18 protein-coding genes and 1 pseudogene are annotated in these 21,650 nt (G+C 69.5%); 9 read left to right on the top strand and 10 right to left on the bottom strand.

Annotated features, from left to right (window positions below; all coding sequences use genetic code 11):
- Nucleotides 1–19: 19 nt before the first annotated feature.
- From Acor_RS01285 to Acor_RS42975, 6 genes and pseudogenes are all read left to right on the top strand, one after another.
- The gene (locus tag Acor_RS01285) at nt 20–880 is read left to right on the top strand and encodes a lamin tail domain-containing protein (protein WP_155334608.1); all 861 of its coding nucleotides are present in this window, start codon (nt 20–22) and stop codon (nt 878–880) included.
- Between the two features lie 95 nt (nt 881–975).
- Nucleotides 976–1,968, top strand: a complete 993-nt coding sequence (locus Acor_RS01280; protein WP_155334607.1) for a Dyp-type peroxidase — start codon at nt 976–978, stop codon at nt 1,966–1,968.
- Nucleotides 1,968–2,777: a family 1 encapsulin nanocompartment shell protein gene (locus tag Acor_RS01275; protein ID WP_155334606.1), complete on the top strand. Its 810-nt coding sequence runs from the start codon at nt 1,968–1,970 to the stop codon at nt 2,775–2,777. The genes Acor_RS01280 and Acor_RS01275 overlap by 1 nt, the downstream gene beginning before the upstream one ends.
- Before the next feature lie 119 nt (nt 2,778–2,896).
- Nucleotides 2,897–3,769, top strand: a pseudogene (locus Acor_RS42985) (alpha-L-fucosidase); the annotation flags it as partial.
- Nucleotides 3,767–4,759: a PA14 domain-containing protein gene (locus Acor_RS42980; protein ID WP_246238348.1), complete on the top strand. Its 993-nt coding sequence runs from the start codon at nt 3,767–3,769 to the stop codon at nt 4,757–4,759. The pseudogene Acor_RS42985 and the gene Acor_RS42980, both read left to right, overlap by 3 nt.
- A complete protein-coding gene (locus Acor_RS42975; protein WP_218034085.1) occupies nt 4,696–4,872 on the top strand; it encodes a hypothetical protein in 177 nt (58 codons plus the stop codon). The genes Acor_RS42980 and Acor_RS42975 overlap by 64 nt, the downstream gene beginning before the upstream one ends.
- Before the next feature lie 44 nt (nt 4,873–4,916).
- On the opposite strand, the gene Acor_RS01265 is transcribed toward Acor_RS42975, so the two are convergent.
- Nucleotides 4,917–6,620 carry a ThuA domain-containing protein gene (locus Acor_RS01265; protein ID WP_155334605.1) on the bottom strand — a complete coding sequence of 568 codons (1,704 nt, stop codon included), beginning with the start codon at nt 6,618–6,620 and terminating at the stop codon, nt 4,917–4,919.
- A 28-nt stretch (nt 6,621–6,648) separates the two neighbouring features.
- Nucleotides 6,649–9,456, bottom strand: a complete 2,808-nt coding sequence (locus tag Acor_RS01260; RefSeq protein ID WP_155334604.1) for a carbohydrate-binding protein — start codon at nt 9,454–9,456, stop codon at nt 6,649–6,651.
- Nucleotides 9,457–9,931: 475 nt separating this feature from the next.
- On the opposite strand from Acor_RS01260, the gene Acor_RS01255 reads away from it, so the two are divergent.
- Nucleotides 9,932–11,176, top strand: coding sequence for an ROK family protein (locus Acor_RS01255; RefSeq protein WP_155334603.1), 1,245 nt, complete (start codon nt 9,932–9,934; stop codon nt 11,174–11,176).
- Between the two features lie 137 nt (nt 11,177–11,313).
- Entirely contained in the window at nt 11,314–12,804 is a 1,491-nt protein-coding gene (locus Acor_RS01250; protein ID WP_155334602.1) for an alkaline phosphatase PhoX, read from the top strand.
- A 64-nt stretch (nt 12,805–12,868) separates the two neighbouring features.
- Here Acor_RS01250 and Acor_RS01245 read toward each other — a convergent pair whose 3' ends face one another.
- A complete protein-coding gene (locus Acor_RS01245) occupies nt 12,869–13,819 on the bottom strand; it encodes an oxidoreductase (protein WP_155334601.1) in 951 nt (316 codons plus the stop codon).
- A gap of 139 nt (nt 13,820–13,958) precedes the next feature.
- Between Acor_RS01245 and Acor_RS01240 the strand changes: the two genes are divergently transcribed.
- The gene (locus Acor_RS01240) at nt 13,959–14,375 is read left to right on the top strand and encodes a MerR family transcriptional regulator (RefSeq protein ID WP_155334600.1); all 417 of its coding nucleotides are present in this window, start codon (nt 13,959–13,961) and stop codon (nt 14,373–14,375) included.
- Between the two features lie 305 nt (nt 14,376–14,680).
- Here the strand turns inward: Acor_RS01240 and Acor_RS01235 are convergent, their stop codons facing one another.
- The 7 genes from Acor_RS01235 to Acor_RS01205 are packed head-to-tail and all read right to left on the bottom strand — an operon-like array spanning nt 14,681 to nt 21,521.
- The gene (locus Acor_RS01235) at nt 14,681–16,054 is read right to left on the bottom strand and encodes an alkaline phosphatase family protein (protein WP_155334599.1); all 1,374 of its coding nucleotides are present in this window, start codon (nt 16,052–16,054) and stop codon (nt 14,681–14,683) included.
- Nucleotides 16,055–16,091: 37 nt separating this feature from the next.
- Nucleotides 16,092–17,246, bottom strand: a complete 1,155-nt coding sequence (gene eboE, locus Acor_RS01230) for a metabolite traffic protein EboE (RefSeq protein ID WP_155334598.1) — start codon at nt 17,244–17,246, stop codon at nt 16,092–16,094.
- Nucleotides 17,243–18,094 (bottom strand): TatD family hydrolase, encoded by an 852-nt coding sequence (locus Acor_RS01225; RefSeq protein WP_155334597.1) that lies wholly within the window; start codon nt 18,092–18,094, stop codon nt 17,243–17,245. The genes eboE and Acor_RS01225 overlap by 4 nt, the downstream gene beginning before the upstream one ends.
- On the bottom strand, nt 18,094–18,735 hold the full coding sequence (locus Acor_RS01220; protein ID WP_155334596.1) for an EboA domain-containing protein: 642 nt from the start codon (nt 18,733–18,735) through the stop codon (nt 18,094–18,096). Before Acor_RS01220 ends, Acor_RS01225 begins: the two co-directional genes overlap by 1 nt.
- A complete protein-coding gene (locus Acor_RS01215; protein WP_155334595.1) occupies nt 18,732–19,556 on the bottom strand; it encodes a sugar phosphate isomerase/epimerase family protein in 825 nt (274 codons plus the stop codon). Before Acor_RS01215 ends, Acor_RS01220 begins: the two co-directional genes overlap by 4 nt.
- The gene (locus Acor_RS01210) at nt 19,553–20,383 is read right to left on the bottom strand and encodes an SCO3242 family prenyltransferase (RefSeq protein WP_155334594.1); all 831 of its coding nucleotides are present in this window, start codon (nt 20,381–20,383) and stop codon (nt 19,553–19,555) included. The genes Acor_RS01215 and Acor_RS01210 overlap by 4 nt, the downstream gene beginning before the upstream one ends.
- A gap of 1 nt (nt 20,384) precedes the next feature.
- Complete coding sequence (locus tag Acor_RS01205) at nt 20,385–21,521, bottom strand: inositol-3-phosphate synthase (protein WP_155334593.1); 1,137 nt, start codon at nt 21,519–21,521, stop codon at nt 20,385–20,387.
- Between the last annotated feature and the right edge of the window lie 129 nt (nt 21,522–21,650).

Below are 21,650 nucleotides of genomic sequence, written 5' to 3'. Positions count from 1 at the left end.
TGAAGGAGGGAACCACTCAATGAGCACCGCCACCACAGCCGGTTCGTGGCCGTCCATGAGCACGAACCCACCGAACCTCAGCGGCGTGGGCACCGACTACGTCACCTGGGGACAGCCCGTCGGCGGCGGCAAGAGCGGCTACGTCTTCCGGGGCGGAGCCGTCCCGGTGCGGACCGACGGGACCGAGTTCACCCTGGGCACCTTCACCCACGAGAACTTCCCGATCCAGGCCATGCCGCAACCGCAGTTCGACGTCGACCTGACCGTCAACGTGACCTTCGAGGACGGCACCAACGCCGACTTCAGCTTCCGCTTCCACCACAACGAGACGCCCAACAACGGCCCCGCCCCCGACGACATCGTCGACCTGCCCACCTTCGTCTCCCCCCAGACCGTGACCATCGACGGCGAGACCTACGGCGTGGTCATCAGCGGTTTCAAGCAGAACGGCCAGGTCGTCCGCCAGTTCATCAGCCCCGAGAACGGCTCCAACAGCGCCGACGTGGTCGCCATCTTCGCCCGCGCCGGTGAGCCCGACGTGCACATCACCACGGTCCGCCACAAGGGTGAGGTGAAGTACACCCAGGCCGACGAGTTCGTCGAGATCATCAACCGGGGCACCGTCGCCGCCAACATCTCCGGCTGGACCCTGGGCGCCGACGACGTCGGCCAGGACTTCGTCTTCCCGCCCGGCACCGTCCTGCAGCCCGGCCAGAAGATCCGCATCTACACCAATGAGGTCCACCCCGAGTGGGGCGGCTACACCTACAACAGCAGGCGCCCGATCTGGAACGACAAGGGCGACGCGGCCAAGCTCCGGGACCCCGGTGGCGCCGTCGTCTCCGAGTTCGGCTACGGCAGCAAGGCCCCCACCCCCTGAAGAGGCACTCCGCGTAGACGGTGAGTGAGTGGGTATGGCGGGGAGTGACTACTGCCCAAGCCTTCTCGGGTGGTGCCACCAGGGGGTGAACGGCGATGGCGGAGCCGCAGGCGGTGCTGAGCCCGCTGACCAGGGCCGCCCTCTTCCTCGTGGTGACCATCGATCCGGGAGGCGAGTCCCGCGTCCGGGACCTGCTCGGTGAGCTGGCGGGCCTGGAGCGGGCGGTCGGTTTCCGGTCGCAGGAGGGCAGGCTCAGCTGCGTCACCGGGATCGGTTCCCGGGCCTGGGACCGGCTGTTCGCCGGGCCGCGTCCCGCCGGGCTGCACCCGTTCCGCGAACTCACCGGCCCGGTCCACCACGCGGTGGCCACCCCGGGTGATCTGCTGTTCCACATCCGGGCCCAGCGGCCTGACCTGTGCTTCGCGCTGGGCTCGGAGATCATGGACCGGATCCGGGGCGTGGTGACGGTCCGCGACGAGGTGCCGGGATTCAAGTACTTCGACGTGCGAGACCTGCTGGGCTTCGTCGACGGCACCGAGAATCCGGTCGGCGCGGCGGCCGGCGCCGCCGTCCTGATCGGCGCGGAGGACCCGCCGTTCGCCGGCGGGAGTTACGTGATCGTCCAGAAGTATCTGCACGATCTCCAGGCGTGGAACGCCCTGCCGGTCGAAGCCCAGGAGATGGTCATCGGCCGCCGGAAACTGTCCGACGTCGAACTCGACGACGCCGTCAAGCCGCCCGACTCCCATGTCGCGCTGACCACGATCACCGATCCTGACGGCACCGAGCACAAGATCCTGCGTGACAACATGCCCTTCGGTTCGGTGGGGCGCGGCGAGTTCGGCACGTACTTCATCGGCTACGCCCGTACTCCGGCGGTCACCGAGCGGATGCTGGAGCGGATGTTCCTCGGCGATCCGCCGGCGCGGCATGACCGGATCCTGGATTTCTCCGTCCCCGTGACCGGCAATCTGTTCTTCGTCCCGAGCGCCGACTTCCTCGACGACCTGCCCGACCCGCCCGGCGTCGCGGCCGGGCGGTCGCTGGAATCCCTGGGGATCGGGGATCTCAGAGGAAGCGAAGTCTGATGAACAACCTGCATCGGGAACTCGCGCCCATCTGCGCGGCCGCCTGGGCCGACCTGGAGAACGAGGCGGGGCGGACCTTCCGCCGCCACGTGGCCGGCCGTCGCATCGTCGACGTCGCCGGCCCGGACGGCGTGCTGCTGTCGGCGGTCGGCACCGGGCACCTGCAGCACGTCGACTCCCACTCGGAGGGCGTGATCGCCCGGATCCGCCGCTCCCAGCCGGTCGTCGAACTCCGCGTGCCCTTCACCGTCGACCGGCAGCAGGTCGACGACGTGGAGCGCGGAGCCAGGGACGCGGACTGGCAGCCGGTCAAGGACGCCGCCCGCCAGATCGCCTTCGCCGAGGACCGCGCGATCTTCGAGGGGTACGGCGCGGCCGGCATCACCGGTCTTCGCGCCGCCGCCACCAACCCGGCGGTCGCCCTGCCGCCGCACGTGCGCGACTATCCCACCGCCATCGGCCAGGCCATGACGGCGTTGCGGCTGGCCGGCGTCAACGGCCCGTACCGGCTGGCGCTCGGCGCCGACGCCTACACCGCGGTCAGCGAGGCCGCCGACCAGGGTTACCCGATCCAGGAGCACATCACCCGGATGGTGGGCAGCGAGCACATCTGGGCCCCCGCCATCGACGGAGCCTTCCTGCTGTCGACCCGGGGCGGCGACTTCGAACTGCACCTCGGCCAGGATGTCTCGATCGGCTATCTCGCGCACGACGCCGCCAGCGTCCAGCTGTACTTCCAGGAGACGCTGACCTTCATGGTCTACGCGGGCGAGGCCGCTGTGGCGCTGTCGGCACCCGACCCCGCCTGATGCGTGGATCTTTCGTCCAAGCCGCCCGGACGACACCGCTGCGTTCCACCAAGTCATAGCGAAGACATCCGATGTGTATCCGCAGTTCAGCGGCAATGGTCACGGCTGACGCCTAGGCCATGACCAGATCGGCCGGGGTTAGCGTCCATTTCGGCGCGTACTCCAACTACAAGGGCCAGTACGGCACCTGCCGCGACGCCGAGTGGATCAAACGGCAGTGCAACATCAAGTGGAACGAGTACGAGGCGAAGGCCGCCACCTTCAACCCCGCCTCGTTCGACGCGAACGCCATCGTGCAGCTGGCCAAGCAGGCCGGCCAGAAGTACATCGTCATCACCGCCAAGCACCACGACGGCTTCGCCATGTGGCCCACCCGCGTCAACCGGTGGAACCTCCGCGACCATTCCGGCTTCACCCGCGACATCCTGCGCGAACTCAAGAACGCCGCGACCGCCAACGGCATCAAGCTCGGCGTGTACTACTCCATCTGGGATTGGCACGACCCGGACTTCGTCTCGAACTTCCCTGCCTACGTCACCAAGATGACGGCGCAACTCCAGGAGCTCGTGACCAGCTACGACCCCGCGGTGCTGTGGTTCGACGGCGAATGGACCGAAAGTAACCCCACCAACCCGTGGACGGCCCAGAACGGCGAGGATCTGGAGCGGTTCATCCGTGGCATCTCACCGCAGATCATCACCAACAACCGGGTGGTGAAGCGCCGCCCTGTCGACGGCGAATTCGGCACCCCGGAGCAGTCGCTCGCCAGCGCCCCGCCTTCGGTGCAGCTCTAGGAATCCTGCATGACGATCAACAACACCTGGGGGTACACCTCCTGGGACACCAGCTTCAAGTCGCCGACCACGATGGTGCGCGACCTGGCGAACCTGACGAGCAACAGCGCCAACCTCCTGCTCAACATCGGCCCCACCGACACCGGCGCGGTCTCCGCCGGGCAGGCCGACGCACTGCGCGGCATCGGAACCTGGATGACCGCCAACAGCGCCGCCATCACCGGCGCGGGCTACACCGGCCTGGTCGCCCAGCCGAGCTGGGGCCGCGTCACCCGTAAGGGCAACAAGCTCTACCTGGTCGTCAACGCCTGGGCCGGCACCCTGCACCTCAGCCTGCGCTCACCGTTCACGGTCACCGGCGCCCGGGTGCTCGGCAGCGCCTCACCCGTGACCGTGCGAGCCGCCGGCGACGGCAACGACTTCCTGCCCAGCGGCAGTGCCACCAACGCCATCGCCACCGTCATCGAGGCCGACATCACCACCCCCACGCCCGCGGCGGCCGGCACCGGTTCCGGACTCAAGGCGGAGTTCTGGAGCAACACCACGTTCACCGGCACACCAGCGGTCACCCGGACGGATCCGACCGTCAACTACGCCTGGCGTTTCAGCGGCTCCCCGGCGGCGTCGATCGGCACCGACAACTTCTCCAGCCGCTGGACCGGCTCCATCCAGCCGCGGTACTCCGAGCGCTACACCTTCACCACCGCGTCCGATGACACCGTGCGGCTGTGGATCGACGGGCAACTGGTCATCGACAACGCCACCCCGCACACGGCGGCGGTCGACCAGGGCAGCGTGACCCTCGTCGCGGGCCGCCGCTACGACATCCGCCTGGAACAGACAGAACGGGGCAGCGAGGCGTTCATGAAGCTCTCCTGGAGAGCCCCAGCACCCCGGCCCAGATCGTGCCGCAGTCGCAGCTGCACCCCACAGCCGGCACGACCCGGCGCTTCAACGACAGCGTGGCCACCTACGGCACCGGCTGGTCCACCAGCGGCGCCCGCGGTCTCGGTGACTACAACGACGACGTGCGCTACACGACCACCAACGGCGCGTCGTTCACCTTCACCGGCACCGGCACCGGCATCGACTTCCTGTCCGAACGCTACTCCGATCAGGGCCAGGTGGAGGTGTACCTCGACGGCGTACTCCAGACCACCGCCGACACCACCAGCGGCGCCCGCCTGACCCAGCAGGTCATCTACAGCGCCCGCGGACTGCCGCAGGGAACCCACACCCTGCGCGCCGTCAAACGATCGGGCACCTACATGCTCGTCGACCGCTTCGCCGTAACTTTCTAGCAGCCGAAAGGCCGGCGGGTTAGCACCCCGCCGGCCTTTGGTGATCAGCTGCCGTAGACCTCGAAGGTGAACAGCGAATACCCCCAGGCGGTGCCGCGGGTGGTGCCGTAGATGCGCACGTATCTGGTGGAGTTGTTCAGGCCGGTGTTGTTGTCCTCACCGCCGTTACCGCCGGTGACGGTTCGAACCGTGGTCCAGGTCGTGCCGTTGGGTGAGGTCTGGATCTGGTACGCCGAGCCGTAGGCGGCCTCCCAGACCAGCCGTACCCGGTTGATGGTGTAAGTGGCGCCCAGGTCGACCTGGATCCACTGAGGATCGGAGAAGAGGCTCGACCAGCGGCTGGTCGTCGAGGCGTCCACCGCGGCCGAGGCCGGATAAGCGCCCGACTCCACGCTCGACGCCGTCGCCGGCTTGTTCAGGGCCAGGTTCGACTCGGTCGGCTGCGTGCCGAGCTCCTTGATCCGGATGTTGCGGAAGGCGACCTGGTCGGCGGCGCCGTGGTTCTGGATGCCGATGTACCCGTCCAGGTTGCGGGCCGGATTGGTGTTGGTGAAGTCGTTGATCAGCGAACCGTTGAGGTAGACGCGGATGCGCTGGCCTTCGACGAGGATCTCGTAGGAGTTCCACTCCCCTGGCGGGTTGAGCGCGGCGTCACGTGCCGCGATGTCGGCGGACTTGAACGTGTAGATCGAGCCCGTGGTCCGGTCGGCCGCGTCGCTGGCGTCGATCTGGATCTCGTAGCCCTGGTTCACCGCGACGTTCGGGTCGCCGCCCGGGTTGGGGAAGCCGACGAAGATGCCGGAGTTGCTGTCCCCGGTGAGCCTCCAGTCCGCCTTCAGCGAGTACGAGGTGTACTGCTTGGCGCTGTTCCAGAACAGGCCCATGCCGCCGACGGAGCTCAGTGTGGCGTCGGTGTTGGTGAAGCTGCCGGGCCCGGACTGCGACCAGCCGGTCGTGGAGCCGTTGTAGAGCGTGGTGTAGCCGGTCTCGGGCCTGCAGTCGGCCTTGGCCCGCTTGGCCGCGTACCGGATGCCGCCGAGCAGCTGGCTGCGGAAGTTGGCCTCGGCGTAGGACGCCTGGGTGTGCCCGAATCCGGTGTAGAACGACCGTCCGCTGTCGATGGTCTTGCACCAGGTGATCGGGTGGTCGCCGCCCATCGATCCGCCGGAGTAGGAGGATTCGTCCAGGGTGGCCAGGACGCGAGCCGTACCGCGGGGGTTGGTCTGGTAGTTGTACAGCTCGTCGGTGCGGGTCCAGGTCTGCGGCAGGTGCGCCGTGCCCGGGTGGGCCCGGTTCTCGGTCTTCGAGTTGACCTGCTGGATCGCCGGGTGGCTGGCGAACCAGGCTCCGGCGAGCTGGCCGTAGAACGGCCAGGCGTACTCGGTGTCGGCGGCGGCGTGGACGCCCACGTAGCCGCCGCCACCGCGGATGTAGGACTCGAACGCGGTCTGCTGGGCCGCGTTGAGCACGTCACCGGTGGTGCTGAGGTAGACGACCGCCTCGTACTGCGCGAGGTTGGCCGTGGTGAACGCGTTCGCGTCCTCGGTCGCGGTGACGGTGAAGCTGTTGGCGGCGCCGAGATCCCGGATCGCCTGGATGCCGGTCGGGATCGAGTCGTGCCGGAAGCCGGCGGTCTTGGAGAACACCAGGACGTCGTAGGGCGCGTCAGCGGCCGCGGCCGGTGTCGCGTGGAGCGTGGTGGCGGCGAGGGCGATCACGGCACCCACACCGGTTAAGAGTTTGCGCATGGATCCTCCAGTTGCTGCGGAATTGGAGTCAGCTGCCGTAGACCTCGAAGGTGAACAGCGAATACCCCCAGGCGGTGCCGCGGGTGGTGCCGTAGATGCGCACGTATCTGGTGGAGTTGTTAAGGCCGGTGTTGTCGTCCTCACCGCCGTTGCCGCCGGTGACGGATCGGGCCGTCGTCCAGGTCGTGCCGTTGGGTGAGGTCTGGATCTGGTACGCCGAGCCGTAGGCGGCCTCCCAGACCAGCCGGACCCGGTTGATGGTGTAAGTGGCGCCCAGGTCGACCTGGATCCACTGAGGATCGGAGAAGAGGCTGGACCACCGGGTGGTCGCCGAGGCGTCCACCGCGGCCGAGGCCGGGTAGGTGCCCGACTCCGCGCTCGACGCCGTGGCCGGCTTGTTCAGGGCCAGGTTCGTCCCCGTCGGCGGCGTGCCGCTGGCGAAGGTGAACGAGTCGAGATCGAACAGCGCGCCCGCGCCACCGGTGAACACCAGGAACAGGTTGACCGTCCCGGCCGGCGGCGTCACGGTGCCGGTGACGTTGACCCAGTTCTCCCAGCCACCGGTCGGCGCGACCGTGGCGGTGCCGACTACGGGCCCGGTCGCGGAACCGCTCCGGATGGTCAGCGTCCCGCCGACGCCCGCCGACGCGACCCTGGCCGTGAACGAGGTGACCCCGGTCAGGTTGTACGGCGTGAACGAGATCCAGTCCCCGTTCTCGGTGGTCCCGATGGCCCGGCCGCCGTTGGCCGACGCCTTGGTCACGATCGTCACGCCCTGCTGAGCGTTGTAGTGCTCGGCCTGGCGGGCCCGCGGCTGGGTGACGGCCTGCGTCGCGTGGACGGACGTGGTCGAGCCGACCGGCGTGTATTCGGCGTCGAACACGCCGAACACGTTCGCGTTGGCGTCGTGCTCACCGTCCACCGTGGTCTGGATGGTGCCGGAACATCCCGTCGCGCTGGTCAACGGGTGGCCGTGACTGTCGTGGCCGAGAATGTAGGTGAGTTTCACCCGGCTGCAGTCGATGGTCGGGGAGTTCGGATCGCTGACGCTGATCTGGAAGGGGATCGCGTCGCCGAAGTTGAACACCCGCCCGTTGACCGGCTGACTGAGGGTGACCGTGGCCTGGCCGACGTTGATGACGGCGCTGGCCGTGGCTTGCAGGCCGGTGCTGTCGGTCACCGTCAGCGTCGCCGTGAACTGGCCGTTGCCGGTGTAGGTGAACGAGGGGTTGGCCGCGGTCGAGTCGGTGCTGCCGTTCGTGGTGAAGTCCCACGCGTACGTGATCGGGTTGCCGTCCGGGTCGCTGGTCCCGGCCGAGCTGAACTGCACGGTCAGCGGCGCGTTGCCGCTGGTCGGGTTGGCGCTGGCCGCGGCGATCGGGGCCGAGCCGGTGGTGCCCGAGTTGTACTCGATGCGGTACACCGCCGAGTTCGCGTCACCGCCGAACCAGCCGGTGCCGTAGTCGAGCACGTAGAGCGCGCCGTCCGGCCCGAACTCCATGTCCATCACCTGGGTTCCGGACCAGGGGAAGGCTTCGATCGCGCCGGCTCCGCCGGTGGAGGTCACCGTGGCCGCCTTGATCCACCGGCGGCCGAACTCGCCGAGGAACGCCTTGCCGTCCATCGACTGCGGGAACTTGACGGAGGAGGCGAGCGCGGCGTTGTAGCGGTAGACCACACCGCCCATCGGCGACCAGCTGCCGCAGCAGAGACTGGCGGGATCCTGCCCGACCCCGTACGGCAGCCAGGCCGCCCGCGAGGCCGGCAGCGTGGTGATACCGGTGTTCCGCGGCGAGTTGTTCGTCGGCCCGCCCGCACAGTTGTATGCCCCGCTGGAAGGCCCCGACGGGAACGTGTACTCCACATACGGCACGTTGAACTGCGAGCAGTACGGCCAGCCGTAGAAACCGGGCTGGGTGATGCGCTCGAACGAGACCGAGGCCGCCGGGCCCCGGCTGGCGCTGGCGGTGCCCGAGTCAGGCCCGTAATCGCCCAGGTAGACCACGCCGGTCGCCTTGTCGACGCTCATCCGGAACGGGTTGCGGAAGCCCATCGCGTAGATCTCGGGCCGGGTGTTGGCCGTGCCCGCCGCGAACATGTTGCCGGCCGGGACGGTGTAGCCGCCGGTCGCGCCCGGCTTGATCCGCAGGACCTTGCCCCGCAGGTCGTTGCTGTTGCCGGAGGTGCGCTGGGCGTCGAACGCCGGGTTGCGGGTGGTCCGCTCATCGATCGGCGTGTAGCCGTCCGAGGCGAACGGGTTGGTGTCGTCGCCGGTCGACAGGTAGAGGTTGCCGGCCGCGTCGAAGTCGATGTCACCGCCGACGTGGCAGCACATGCCACGGGAGGTCGGGACGTCGAGGATGGTGACCTGCGAGGCCGCGTTCAGGGTGTGGTCGGCGTTGACCGTGTACCGGGCCAGCCGGTTCACCCCGTTGAACGGGGCGAACTGCGCCGCCGTGCCGTCGGAGGGAGCGTCCCCGCCCGGGGTGGTCAGCGGCGGGGCATAGTAGACGTACACCCATCGGTTCGTGGCGAAGTTCGGGTCGGCCTTGATGCTCTGCAGACCCTCCTCGTCGTGCGTGTACACCGGGATGGTCAGCGCCACCTTGGTGTTGCCGAGCACGTCGGTGTAGCGGATGGTGCCGTCACGCGAGGTGTGGAGGACGCCCCGGTTGGGGAGCACGGTCAGGCCCATGGGCTCGCCGGTCTCGGCCGCGCCCTTGGCCAGGGTCACCTGGACGTAGCCCGGCGCGGCCTGCGCCGGGGCGGTCAACGGGACTGTGAAGCCGATGGCGGCCATGATCATGGCAGCGCATAAGGCCAGTCTTCGGAACATGATCGGTTGATCTCACTTCCTGCCAGAAGAGTGCAGACAGCGTGTGCGCCGATCACGCCGACAATCCGCGGAAGCACAGGAGTCCTCCGCGACTTCATTCCGGACACACTGTGAGCCCCGTTTGTCAAAGAGTCAACAGGTATCCGTCTTGGATCGTAAACAAGATGTATATCTGACGGACGAGCTGCGGAAGTTGCCATTTCCGCAGGTCACAGACGGTCGGAGCGGCGATCGGCTCAAGGCGTCATCTCGCGGCACCTCCTACGCACTTCAGAGAAGACGAGGTTTGCGTCTTGATCGAAGGCTAAGATGTTACGTTCGAAGTGTCTAGATGTTACGTTGAAGTAAGCTCAACTTTCGTTGATCGTGGCGAAAGTTCGGACCCGGTGGTGAGAAGTCTTCCCGTGGTGGCAGCGGCTGGAGTACCTTCCACGCGAGCGGTCGCACCGGACAAGCGCTGCCTGAGGAGTCGCGGGTGAAGACCAACCGGCCGGAGAACCCGCACCAGGCGGCGCTGCTGCGCCTGCTGCGAGAAGGGCCACATTCGCGCGCGGAGCTGGCGGCCATAGCGGCCGAACCCACCGCCTCCGCGGGCTCCCCCGTGCTGCCACCCGGAGCCGCGTACCCGCACCCATGGCGGATGTCACGGTCGAAGCTCAACGCCGAACTCGACCGGCTCGTCACGCTCGGGCTGGTCGAGACCGACGGGCTCGCCGCCTCCCGCGGCGGACGCCGCTCCGGCCGGGTACGGCTGTCGCGCGCCACCCGCTTCGCCGGCATCGACATCGGGGCCACCTCGGTCGACGTCGCCGTGACGGACGGCGAACTGCGCGTGCTCGGGCACGTCAGCGAGGCGTGCGACATACGGCTCGGTCCCGCGCACGTACTGGACCGGGTGCTCGCCCTCGCGGGGAAACTGCGCGAGCAGGGCCTGTTCACGCAGCTCCACGGCGCCGGGATCGGCATCCCCGGGCCGGTCAGCTTCGCGGAGGGGATCCCGGTCGCGCCGCCGCTCATGCCGGGGTGGGACCGCTACCCGCTGCGCGAGATGATCACCCAGGAGCTCGGCTGCCCCGCCACGCTGGACAACGACGTCAACATCATGGCCCTCGGGGAACTGCACGCCGGGGTCGCCCGCCAGGTCCACGACTTCCTGCTCGTCAAGATCGGCACCGGCATCGGCTGCGGCATCGTGGTCGACGGCAAGATCTACCGTGGCGTCTCGGGCAGCGCGGGCGACATCGGGCACATCAGGGTCGACGAGCTCGGCCCGCTGTGCGCGTGCGGCAACGCCGGCTGCCTGGAGGCCTACTTCGGCGGCGCCGCCCTGGCCGCCCAGGCGCAGGCCGCGGCACGCTCGGGGGCCTCGCCCTACCTGGCGGAACGTCTGCTGGCGGCCGGGCGGCTGTCGGCCGAGGACGTGGCCGCGGCCGCCGCCCAGGGTGACCCGGTGGCGGTCCAGCTCATCAGGGACGGGGGCCGCCGCGTCGGCCAGGTCCTGGCGGGGCTGGTCAGCTTCTTCAACCCGGGGCTCGTGATCATCGCGGGCGGCGTGGCCCGGCTGGGCCACCTGCTGCTCGCGGAGATCAGGAGCGTCGTCTACCGCCGGTCACTCCCCCTGGCGACCGGCAACCTGCCCATCGTGCTGTCGGAACTGGAGGACATCGCCGGGGTCGTGGGAGCGGCTCGCCTGATCAGCGACCACGTCTACTCCGCCTGAAGGGCGCGGACACGCCAGGTGCTGGTCCGATGAACATTTTGCGGCAATGAAGTGTTGGCCTGCGGTTCAGATAGGACTCCAAGGCTCTCCTCAGGTCGGGGGATCCACTTTTCTGGCCGTATCGCAGGAGGTTACGTATGAGCATTTCTCGTCGTCAGGCCATCACCGGAAGCGCCGCCGCCGTCGGCCTGTCCGTCGCCGGTGTGCTGCCCAGTCTGGCCGCGTCCCCGGCGAACGCCGCAGCCGCACCGAACGGCGGGCGTCCGCTGCGTCCGTTCCCGCCACTGAAGGACGACCCGAACGGGATCCTCGCCCTTCCCGATGGCTTCTCGTACAAAATCGTTACCCGTGAGGGTTTGACCGATATGTCGTTCGGCCAGGGCAAGACGCCCGGCTGGCACGACGGGACCGGCGTCGTGGCCATGAAGCACGCCGGCCTGACGATCATCCAGAACCACGAGATGGCGCCGCACATGACGCAGTACGGCGTCCCGCTCATCCCCGGGACGGTCTACGACCCGGGCGCGCCGAACGCGGGCGGCTGCACCGTGATCACCACGGACCCCAACGGCAACCCCACCGCCGAGTGGGTCGGCATCTCCGGCACCGTCCGCAACTGCGCGGGCGGCGTGACGCCGTGGGGCACCTGGCTCACCTGCGAGGAGACCTTCATCACCGCGGGCGCCACCTGGTCGGGCGGCGGCCTTACCGGCACGTACCAGAAGAACCACGGCTACGTCTTCGAGGTCTTCCAGGGCGACTCGGACCACCAGCTGCCCAAGCCGATCAAGGCGTTCGGCCGCTTCGACCACGAGGCCCTCGCCGTCGAGCCGAAGATGCGGCGGGTGTACCTCTCCGAGGACGCCAGCGGCCCGAACGGGCTGTTCTACCGGTGGACCGCGAGCGCCGGCCGCCTTGAGCAGGGCATCGCCAACCAGCTCGGCGACACCGAGGGCACCCTTGAGGCGATGCAGATCCGCCTGGACGACGGCAGCATCGTGCCGGATGTCGCCTACATCACCTCCGCGCAGCTGGGGCGTCCGTTCAACGTGACGTGGATCGCGGTGCCGGACCGGGAGGCGACCACCACGCCGGTGCGCAATCAGTTCGCCGCCGGCACGGTGACCCGGGGCAAGAAGTTCGAGGGCGTGTGGAGCAACGGCGACGGCTGCTACATCGTCAACAGCTTCGCTTTCGCCCCCAACGACCTGCCGGCCGACGCGGCCAAGCACGACGGCATGGTGTGGTTCTACGACTACAAGGACGAGACGATCACCCTGGTCACGTACTTCCCGCACAACCCGTTCGCCGAGGGCGAGGGCCCGTCCCCGAAGTACGCGGACATGACCTTCGACAGCCCCGACAATGTCACCGTCACGCCGTGGGGCACTCTGGTCCTGGCCGAGGACGGCGTCCGCCACTCGCACGTGCTCAGCTCCATCCCGGGCGGCCCCACCTACGCGATCGCCCGCAACCAGCTCAGCAACGGCACCAGCAACGGCTCCCTGACGTACTCCGAGTTCACCGGCCCGACGTTCTCCCCGGACGGGAAGGTGCTTTTCGTCAACATCCAGGTCCCGGGCATCACCCTGGCCATCACCGGCCCCTGGCAGGATTACCTGCGCTGACCGCTCTCGATGTTCCGGGCCCTGAGGCATACCCGCCTCAAGGCCCGTCCTGCGGGCGGCGCGGTCAGGCTGCGGCGGTGGGCCAGCGGATTCCGGTCAGCTGCTGCGAGCGCTCCCACAGGCGACGGCCGAGCTCCGGATCCTGAGGCGCCGCCGACAGCTGCACGAGTGCGGGATATCCAGATCGTCCGCCCCGGCCGTCAGGCCCGATGTAGGAGCCGGCGACGAGATCGGGCTCGGTCGCCGCGAAAAGCTGCGGCAGCGCTCCCATCTCCTGACTCTGCGCGAGGAGCTTGCCGGAGACGCGCATGACGATCCCCGTGATCCCGGTGCCTTTGCTCTGCATCGGCGTGTTGCTGTAGCCCGGATGCGCGAGAACGCTGGTGATCGGCGACGATGACGACCGCTCGCGCCGGGCGAGCTCCACCCCGAAGACCGCGTTGGCCAGCTTCGACGCCGAGTAGGCGGCGAGCGGCGTGTACTTCCGCGACCACGCGACATCCTCCAGATCGAGCTCGCCCTTCTCGTGCATATACGACGTCACGGTGACCACCCGCGGCGCCGGCGACCGGCGCAGCGCCGGTCCCAGCAACGCCGTGAGCGCGAAGTGGCCAAGATGATTCGCGGCGAAATGACGCTCGGCACCCTGCGCGGTCACCGAGTGCCCGACCATGGAGATGCCCGCGTTGTTGACCAGCACATCGACGGACTCCTCCGCGCCGATCTCCTCCGCCGCCCGCCGAATCGAGTTCAGACTCAGCAGATCGACCTGACGCACCTCCACCTCAGCCCCCGGATACGCCCTGCGCAGCGAGGACGCCACCTCTTCTCCTCGTACGGCGTCACGGACGGCGAGCAGTACCCGGCCGCCGTGCGCCGCGAGCTCGCGCGCCGTCACCAGACCAAGCCCGCTGGTCGCACCCGTCACGACGAAGGTACGGCCCTTCTGTTCCGCCATCCGGTCCGCTGTCCAGCCACCACCGCCCGGCTTGCCTGCGTTCGTTCTGGAACCCATCTCTAGCTCTCACATTCTTGTTGACGCGGTCTCGATCAACCCGCTTCAGCAGGTGGGAATGTGGAGAAGCTAAACCTTTTCATTAATGTGAAGGTCAAGCGGCCGACGACGCACCGGCCACCTGGTTGAGGAGAGCGACGTGAAGATCGGAGATCTGGCCGCGAAGACGGGTGTCGCGCCGCGGCTGCTTCGCTACTACGAAGAGGTCGGCATCCTGCACCCGTTCCGGACCGGCAACGGATACCGCACCTACGGCGAGCCCGCCATCGACCGTGTCCTGCAGATTCGCGAACTTCTCGAAACCGGCTTCACGACGGAGATGATCCGCGAGGTCCTGCCCTGCCTTGAGGCCGCGAAGGAAGAAACGCCGGCCCCGGCGTGCCCGACGGTCAAGGATCTGGACGGACTACGACATCAGCTCAGCAGCATCGAACGCCGCATCGACGTCCTCCAACGCAACCGGAACGCGATCGAGAGGTACCTGCGCGCCTGGGAGGACGCCCTGGCCGCCGCGCCCACAGCCGCCGATGGAATCCCGGGCCCGGTCGCGGAGTGACAGCGGCGACATGCCGCAATTCCCGCCGGATCGACACCCATTTTGGCCCCGCATCTCCGCACTGGCCAAACCACGATCGCCTGGAAGAGTCGGCCTTGCATCGGGAAAGCCCAAACGACACAAGCGTTTTGCCTGATCAAGAGACGCCTCTGGTAGGAACGACACCAGGTTTAGGAAATCTGTGTTCTCCAGGCTGCGGTCATGGTGGTGGAGGGGACCTCGCGACTCCATTGCGGACACGGCGGCACCCCGCTGTGGAGTTCCGGGAAGAACTCCTGCGGGGTGCCGCCGTGGGGAACTGTTGTTCAGTTTTGTGTTTTTAGGCCGGCGAGACGGAGGAGTAGGTCCTTGACGTCGGTGGCCGCGTAGGTGGACTGGTCCAGGGAGGCGTCGCTGAGGAGGACCGGGCCGTCCAGGGGGTCGTCGGGGAGGCGGCCGTGGCTGCCTCGGACGCAGGACGGGTCGAGGGGGACGACGGGCATGGTGTAGCGGAAGCCGAGTTCCTTCTTGGCCAGGGCGAGGCCGGCTTTGGCTTTGACCCAGGGGTCTTTGGGGTTGAGGAAGAGTTCGGCGGGGTCGTAGCCGGGTTTGCGGTGGATGTCGACGCCGCGGGCGAAGTCGGGGGCTTGGGCGTCGTCGAGCCAGTAGTAGTAGGTGAACCAGGCGTCCGGGTCGGCGATGGCGACGAGTTCGCCGGAGCGGGCGTGGTCGAGGCCGAAAGAGGCCTTCCCGTCGGCGTCGAGGACCTGGTCCACGCCGGGGATGGCGGAGATCACCTTGCGTACGGCGGCGGTGTCGGCCTCGTCGTGGACGTATATGTGGGCGAGCTGGTGGTCGGCGACCGCGAACGCGCGGGACGTCCACGGGTCCAGGTACTCCATGCCCGCCTGCCGGTAGACCGACAGCAGCCCCTCCTCGCGGAGCGCGCGGTTGATGTCGACCGGGCGGGAGACGTCGACGATGCCGTACTCGGAGAGGACGACCGTGGTCGCCCCCAGCGCGGAGGCGTCGTCCAGCAGCGGGCCGAGGGCCTGGTCGACGTCGCGGGCGGCGGCGATGGCCTCGGGGCCGGAGGGGCCGAAACGCTGGAGGTCGTAGTCGAGGTGGGGGATGTAGACGAGGGTGAGGTCGGGGCGTTCGGTGGTGAGGATGCGGCGGGCGGCGGCGATGATCCAGCTGCTGGAGGGGAGGCCGGCCTTCGGGCCCCAGTAGGAGAACAGCGGGAAGCGGCCGAGTTCGCGGGTGAGGTCGACGCGGAGTTCGGGTGGGGTGGTGTAGCAGTCGGGGGATTTGCGGCCGTCGGCGTGGTAGATCGGCCGGGGGGTCACGGTGATCTCGGTGGCGGCGCCCATGGCGTACCACCAGCAGATGTTGGCGACCTTGTAGCCGGGTTTGACGGCGCGGGCGTCGTCCCAGATCTTCGGGCCTTCGACGAGGCCGTTGTGCTGGCGCCAGAGCATGATTTCGCCGAGGTCGCGGAAGTACCAGCCGTTGCCGACGATGCCGTGGTCGCGCGGCGGTCTGCCGGTGAGCAGGGTCGACTGCACGGAGCAGGTCACGGCGGGAAGCACGGTGCCCAGGGTGGCAGGGGCGCCGAGTCTGCGCAGGTTGGGCATGTGCTCGAGGAGCCGGGGGGTGAGCCCGACGACGTCGATGACCACCAGAGGCTTCACGGTCATGCCTCCTCCTTAAGTCCGGGGTTGGCCACCAGAGAGTTCACGCTTCCTCCTTGAGGCCGAGGTTGATCAGGCGGTCGCGGATCCAGGCGAGTTCGCTGGCGATCCCGTCGACGAGCGCCTCACGGTTGTGGGGGCGCCGGTCGGGCGGGAGGGTCTGCCAGGTGTACGTCTCCGCCTCGATGTGGTGGGTTCGGGCGATCGGCCCGCCGAGGACCGCCCGGAATGTGCCGTCGAGGACGTCCTGGGTGGAGCCGAGGGGTGCGGTGGGCGCGGAGTGCAGGGGCACGTGAAAGTGCACCCGCCACGGCGAGGTGCCGGGCAGGCCGCCGGCCAGCGCCTCGCCGAGGTCGTCTGTGCCCGGTGTGCCCTGTTCGCGGGTCTGGTGCAGGAAGCGCGGTTCGTCGAAGGCGGCGAGTTCGTCGTGGGCGACGCGGGGGTCGTCGATCCGCAGGGCGCAGGACGCCTGCATCTTGATGATCGGCAGCCCGGCGGCGTCCAGGCGGCCGAGTGCCTCGACGGGGTCCTCGAACCCGACGGCCAGGTGGCAGGCGTCCAAGCACAGGCCCAGATAGGCGGGATCCAGGCCGGTCAGATGTTCGGCCGCCTGGGTGGTCGTCTCGATCACGCAGCCGGGTTCCGGCTCGAACCCGACTCTGATCGTCCGGCCGGTCGCCTCGGCCAGCGACGCGAGCCCGTCTCGCAGCCGGTCCAGGTTCCGCGCGGCCGTGGCGGCCTGTTCCGCCGACCACGGGGTACGCCAGGCCAGCGGCAACGTGGAGATGCTCCCGGTGACGACGTCATCGGGAAGCAGCCCGGTCAGCAGCCTGGCCAGGTCGAGGGTGTAGTCGAGACGTTCGTCCGACGTCCAGTCCGGCTGGTAGACGCGCAGCTTGGCGGACGCCTCGTCGTGGAAGCCCCGGTAGGGGAACCCGTTGAGGGTCACCACCTCCAGGCCCTCCCGGTCGAGGGCCGCGCGGAGGCGTACCGGTTCCGCGGGGCTGGACATCAGCGCGTCGGCGACCGGGCGGGACAGCCAGAGCCCGATCCCGAGCCGGCGCACGCCCAGTTTGCGGCGCACCGGGCCGGCGTAGTCGCGGAGCTGGGCGAGCACCCCGGCCAGGTCCTCGGCCGGGTGCACGTTCGTGCAGTAGGCGAGGTGCACGGTGGAGCCGTCGGAGTGGCGGAACCTCACGGCGCCACGCCCCGTTTGATGGTGTTCCCTGCGTAGTCGGCGGCGGGGCTGACCTCGTCGAGTTCGAGCCGGCCGCTCCGCCCGTAGAAGGCGACGGGGTTGGCCCACAGGACCTTGTCGACGTCTTCTTCGGTGAAGCCGTCGGCGAGCATGGCGTCGCCGACCGCGCGGGTCTTGAGCGGGTCGCTGTGACCCCAGTCGGCGGCCGAGTTCACCAGGACCCGGTCGGTGCCGTACAGGCGGAGCAGCGCGATCATCCGGTGCACGTCCATCTTGGTGTCCGGATAGACGGAGAAGCCGGACCAGCAGCCGCTGTCGGCGACCGCCTTGGCGGTCATCTCGTTGAGGTGGTCGACCAGGATCATCTCAGGCGGCAGCCCGGAGTCCTTCACCACGTCGAGAGTCCGGATGGTTCCGGCCGCCTTGTCCCGGTGCGGGGTGTGGACCAGGACCGGCAGCTCGTGTTCGAGCGCGAGCGCCAGCTGGGCCTGGAGCACCTCGTCCTCGGCGGGGGTCATCTCGTCGTAGCCGACCTCGCCGACCGCGACCACCCGGTCCTTGGCCAGGTAGCGCGGCAGCAGGTCGAGCACGCCGCGCAGCCGGGGGTCGTTGGCCTCCTTGGGGTTCAGCGCGATCGCGCAGTGGTGCGCGATCCCGTACTGCGCGGCCCGGTACGGTTCCCACCCGAGCAGCCCGTCGAAGTAGTCGGCGAAGGTGTCCGGCGAGGTACGCGGCTGGCCCAGCCAGAACGCGGGTTCCACCAGGGCGCGCACGCCGGCGTCGTACATGCGGCGGTAGTCGTCGGTGGTCCGCGAGGTCATGTGGATGTGCGGGTCGAAGATTCGCATCACGACGCACCCTTCGGGTCGGAGGACAGGCCGGCCAGCAGGTCCGGGTGGCTGGTGAGGATCGGCCAGATGTCGGGCGGCACGACCCGCCCGGCCGCTTCGCGCTCCTTGGCGAAGTCGGCCATCATCCGGGCCAGCTCCCGGTCCGCGCGCGTGTCCAGACCGGCGACCGCGGCCAGCGGCACACCGGTGAAGACGCACTTCAGGACGGCCTGCCGGTAGGCGTCGGCGGGCAGGCGGGCGGCGCCGTACCGGCCCATGGCGGCGCTGATCAGCCGGGTGTCGCTGGTGCGCAGCGCGTCCCTGACGATCGGCAGGCCGGCGTCGCCGAGGCGGCCGGCGTCGTCGAAGGCGGCCAGCGAGGCCAGCACGGCCAGCCGCTCCCCCGCGTCGCCGTGCGCGTACAGATCGAACAGGAGCGTGCCGAGCGGCTCGCCGTCGAGCGGGAGTTCCAGCAGCAGGGCGACCCGGACGACCTGGTCGACGGTCCATCCGTCGTCCAGGGGGCCCCGGCCGCAGCGCCGGCCGGCGGCCGGGAAGATCGCGAAGATCGTCCCGGCGTCGGCGTGGATCTTGTCGATGGCGGCGTCCAGCCAGTTGACGCCGTCGCCGGTCAGGTGCGGGCGAATGGTGGGGATCATGACACCGCCTCTCGGAGGAAACGCAGCGAACGTTCGGCCACAACAGGCGCGGCGTGGCTGTGCCGCGGCAGTTCGACGCTGACCAGGCCCTGGTAGCCGGTCTCGGCCAGGGCGGCCAGCACGGGCGGGAAGTCGATCTCCCCTTCGCCGAACTCCAGGTGTTCGTGCACGTCCCGGCGCATGTCGTCGATCTGCACGTTCACCAGGTAGGGCCCGGCCCGCCGCACGCTGTCGGGGACCGGGTCAGGCTCGTTGCACCGGCAGTGGCCGATGTCGAGGGTGAGCCCGAGCCGGGCGGGCTGGCCGAGCATGCCGCGCAGCCGCTCGTAGCCGGCGATGTCGTCGACGAGCATGCCGGGCTCCGGCTCGAAGCCGAGCGTGACTCCGCACGTCTCGGCTTCGACCAGGACGGCTTCGACGCCTTTGGCCAGGTTGTCCCAGCCGTCGGAAACGCCGGGGGGGCGGGTGCCGCTCCAGAAGGAGACAGCCTCCGCCCCGAGTTCGGCCCCGACCCGGACCGCCCGTTTCAGCAGGTCGACCCGGGGGGCCGCCTGGTCCGGTGGATGGACCAGGGTGGGGTGGTGCTTGTGCACCGGATCCAGGACGTACCGGCCGCCGGTCTCGATCACCAGGCTCAGGTTGAGCCGGTCCAGCCAGCGGCCGACCTGCGCGAGCCGCCGGGACAGGAACGGCCCATACGGATCGAGATGGCCGCTGTCCAGGGTGAGCGCCACCCCTTCGTAGCCCAGGTCGGCGATGACGACGAGCGCGTCCGACAGCCGATGGTTGGCGAAGCCGTTGGTGCCGTAACCGAACCTCATGTCGGCGACACCTTCTTCGCCAGGTTCGCCGCCACCGGATGCGCGGCCGCCAGGGCGAGGGCGGGGGCGAGCCGCCCGCTCCCGGCGGTGAGCGCGGCCTGCAGCGGCAGCAGCCCGATGATGCTGCGCCCGACCGCGGACCTGGTCACCTTGGCGTCCCGGCTGCGGGCCGCCGCCAGCTGCGGCCGCCCGACCAGCGCCGCGTACCCGGCGAGCAGCCCGAATCCGGCCAGTTTGGCCACCCGGTCGCCGCCTCTGGCGATGTGCCAGGCGGCCAGCCCGGCCGCCACGCCCGTCGCGGCCAGGGTGACGGCGGAGCGGACCGCCGAGCCGCCGTTCACCTCGCCCCGGCTGAGCGTGGTGACGCCGAGCGTGTGCGCGGCCACCGAGGCGGCCGCCAGCGGGCTGCTGGCCGGGCCGCCGAGCAGCACGTCGAGCCCGCGCGCGGCGGCCATCGCGACCGGCCCGAGCACGGTGTTCTTCAGGCCCATGTCGTAGGCCCAGACCATGCCGGCCAGGCCGGCGGCGACGCCGAGGCCACGGCGTCCGCCGGACAGCCCGGCGAGCGCCACACCGGCGGTGGTCAGCCCCGCGGCGACGGCGAGCGCCTGCCCGGGCAGGATCCGCCCGGACGGGATCGGCCGCTCGGGCCGCTCCCGCGCGTCCAGTTCCCGGTCGGCGTAGTCGTTCAGCGCCATCCCGGCCCAGTACAGGCAGACCGACGAGGCGGCCAGGCCCGGCCGGACCGACCCGCCCGCGACCGTGTCGCCCGGCACGGTCAGCGCGGCCGGCGCCCGGACCAGCTGGACTAACGAGGCGAGATCCATCTCACGCCCCCTGCCCGAGCCACTGGCGCAGCGACTCGTACTGGGCGTGCAGGCGGTGCTCGTTACTGCCGACCGGATCCTTGAAGAAGAAGCCGAACTCGGCCACAGGGCCGGCCACCCCGCGCTCGTGCGCGCGGGCCATCAGCCTGGCCAGGTCCAGGACCAGCGGCGCGGCCAGCGCCGAGTCGCAGCCCTGCCAGGTGAACTGCATCGACATGCGCACCCCGAGGAAGCCCTCGAAGGTGATGTGGTCCCAGGCGGTCTTCCAGTCGCCCAGGTGCGGCACGTTGTCGATGTGGGTCCGGCCCTCGACCTGGTGGCCCAGGATCTCGGCCAGCGCCCGGTCCTTGGAGATGCGCTTGCTCTCCCCGGCCGCCGGGTCGGCCAGCGTGGCGCCGTCCCCGCCGCCCAGCAGGTTGGTCCCCGACCAGGACCGCACCGCCAGCCCGCGCACCGCGAACATCGGCGCGAGCGCGGTCTTGACCAGGGTCTCGCCGGTCTTGGCGTCACTCCCGGCGTACGGCAGGCCGCGCCGCCTGGCCAGTTCGTCCAGGGCCGGTAAGCGGGCGCCGGTGGAGGGGGTGAAGTCGATATACGGGCAACCGGCGCTGAGCGCCGCGTAGGCGTACAGCGAGCTGGGCGGGAGCACCGGGATGTCGCCCTCCAGCGCCTGCTCCAGCGCGTCCAGGCTCAGATGCGCGGGGTCGGGGGCCGCGGGCGGCTCGGTGGAGGAGACGTTGATCACGATCACCCGGGCCAGGCCCCGGCGTTCCCTGAACTCGGCCAGGTCGCCGATCAGCCGCCGGGCCACCGCGCCCTGCGAGCCGCCCTCGGTCGCGCCGGGCCTGATCTCGCTGTCGGCCGCGTCCAGCGCGGGCCGGACCAGCTCGGCCAGCGGGGGCGGGATCACCCCGGACCGGGTCAGCTCCTCGGCCCGCTTGGTCAGCGGCGTGCTGGTGACGTCATGGCCGCCGAACACCAGGTGGCCGAATCCGGGCAGGCCAGCGCCCCGGAAGTCGGGTGATTCAGTGATACATCCAATCGGAGGGGCCAGTCCGGCCCGGAGGGCTGCCGCGCCGGCGACCACCGTCGTCGCTACTGAGCCTCGCGCCCCGATCAACCAGATCCCGACCATCATGACGACTGAGGGAATGAGGAAACGTGAGGAAACATGGAACTTCCTTCCTGACATGAGTCGATCTGTCAGGCAAGGCGCGCGCCGACGCGCTTGTTGCCGGGTGCTGCGGTCATGCGGATACCACGGTCG

The organism is Acrocarpospora corrugata (genome assembly GCF_009687845.1).
Taxonomy (GTDB): domain Bacteria; phylum Actinomycetota; class Actinomycetes; order Streptosporangiales; family Streptosporangiaceae; genus Acrocarpospora; species Acrocarpospora corrugata.
Note: the sequence above shows the minus strand (reverse complement) of the source record. Positions and strands in the feature narration are given on the sequence as shown.

Excerpts from the sequence above, each read along its gene's own strand:
- Acor_RS01285 (WP_155334608.1), top strand. The coding sequence starts at position 20 with ATGAGCACCGCCACCACAGCCGGTTCGTGGCCGTCCATGAGCACGAAC.
- Acor_RS01280 (WP_155334607.1), top strand. The coding sequence starts at position 976 with ATGGCGGAGCCGCAGGCGGTGCTGAGCCCGCTGACCAGGGCCGCCCTC.
- Acor_RS01275 (WP_155334606.1), top strand. The coding sequence starts at position 1,968 with ATGAACAACCTGCATCGGGAACTCGCGCCCATCTGCGCGGCCGCCTGG.
- Acor_RS42980 (WP_246238348.1), top strand. The coding sequence starts at position 3,767 with ATGACCGCCAACAGCGCCGCCATCACCGGCGCGGGCTACACCGGCCTG.
- Acor_RS01265 (WP_155334605.1), bottom strand. The coding sequence starts at position 6,620 with ATGCGCAAACTCTTAACCGGTGTGGGTGCCGTGATCGCCCTCGCCGCC.
- Acor_RS01260 (WP_155334604.1), bottom strand. The coding sequence starts at position 9,456 with ATGTTCCGAAGACTGGCCTTATGCGCTGCCATGATCATGGCCGCCATC.
- Acor_RS01250 (WP_155334602.1), top strand. The coding sequence starts at position 11,314 with ATGAGCATTTCTCGTCGTCAGGCCATCACCGGAAGCGCCGCCGCCGTC.
- Acor_RS01245 (WP_155334601.1), bottom strand. The coding sequence starts at position 13,819 with ATGGGTTCCAGAACGAACGCAGGCAAGCCGGGCGGTGGTGGCTGGACA.
- Acor_RS01235 (WP_155334599.1), bottom strand. The coding sequence starts at position 16,054 with ATGACCGTGAAGCCTCTGGTGGTCATCGACGTCGTCGGGCTCACCCCC.
- Acor_RS01225 (WP_155334597.1), bottom strand. The coding sequence starts at position 18,094 with ATGCGAATCTTCGACCCGCACATCCACATGACCTCGCGGACCACCGAC.
- Acor_RS01220 (WP_155334596.1), bottom strand. The coding sequence starts at position 18,735 with ATGATCCCCACCATTCGCCCGCACCTGACCGGCGACGGCGTCAACTGG.
- Acor_RS01215 (WP_155334595.1), bottom strand. The coding sequence starts at position 19,556 with ATGAGGTTCGGTTACGGCACCAACGGCTTCGCCAACCATCGGCTGTCG.
- Acor_RS01210 (WP_155334594.1), bottom strand. The coding sequence starts at position 20,383 with ATGGATCTCGCCTCGTTAGTCCAGCTGGTCCGGGCGCCGGCCGCGCTG.
- Acor_RS01205 (WP_155334593.1), bottom strand. The coding sequence starts at position 21,521 with ATGATGGTCGGGATCTGGTTGATCGGGGCGCGAGGCTCAGTAGCGACG.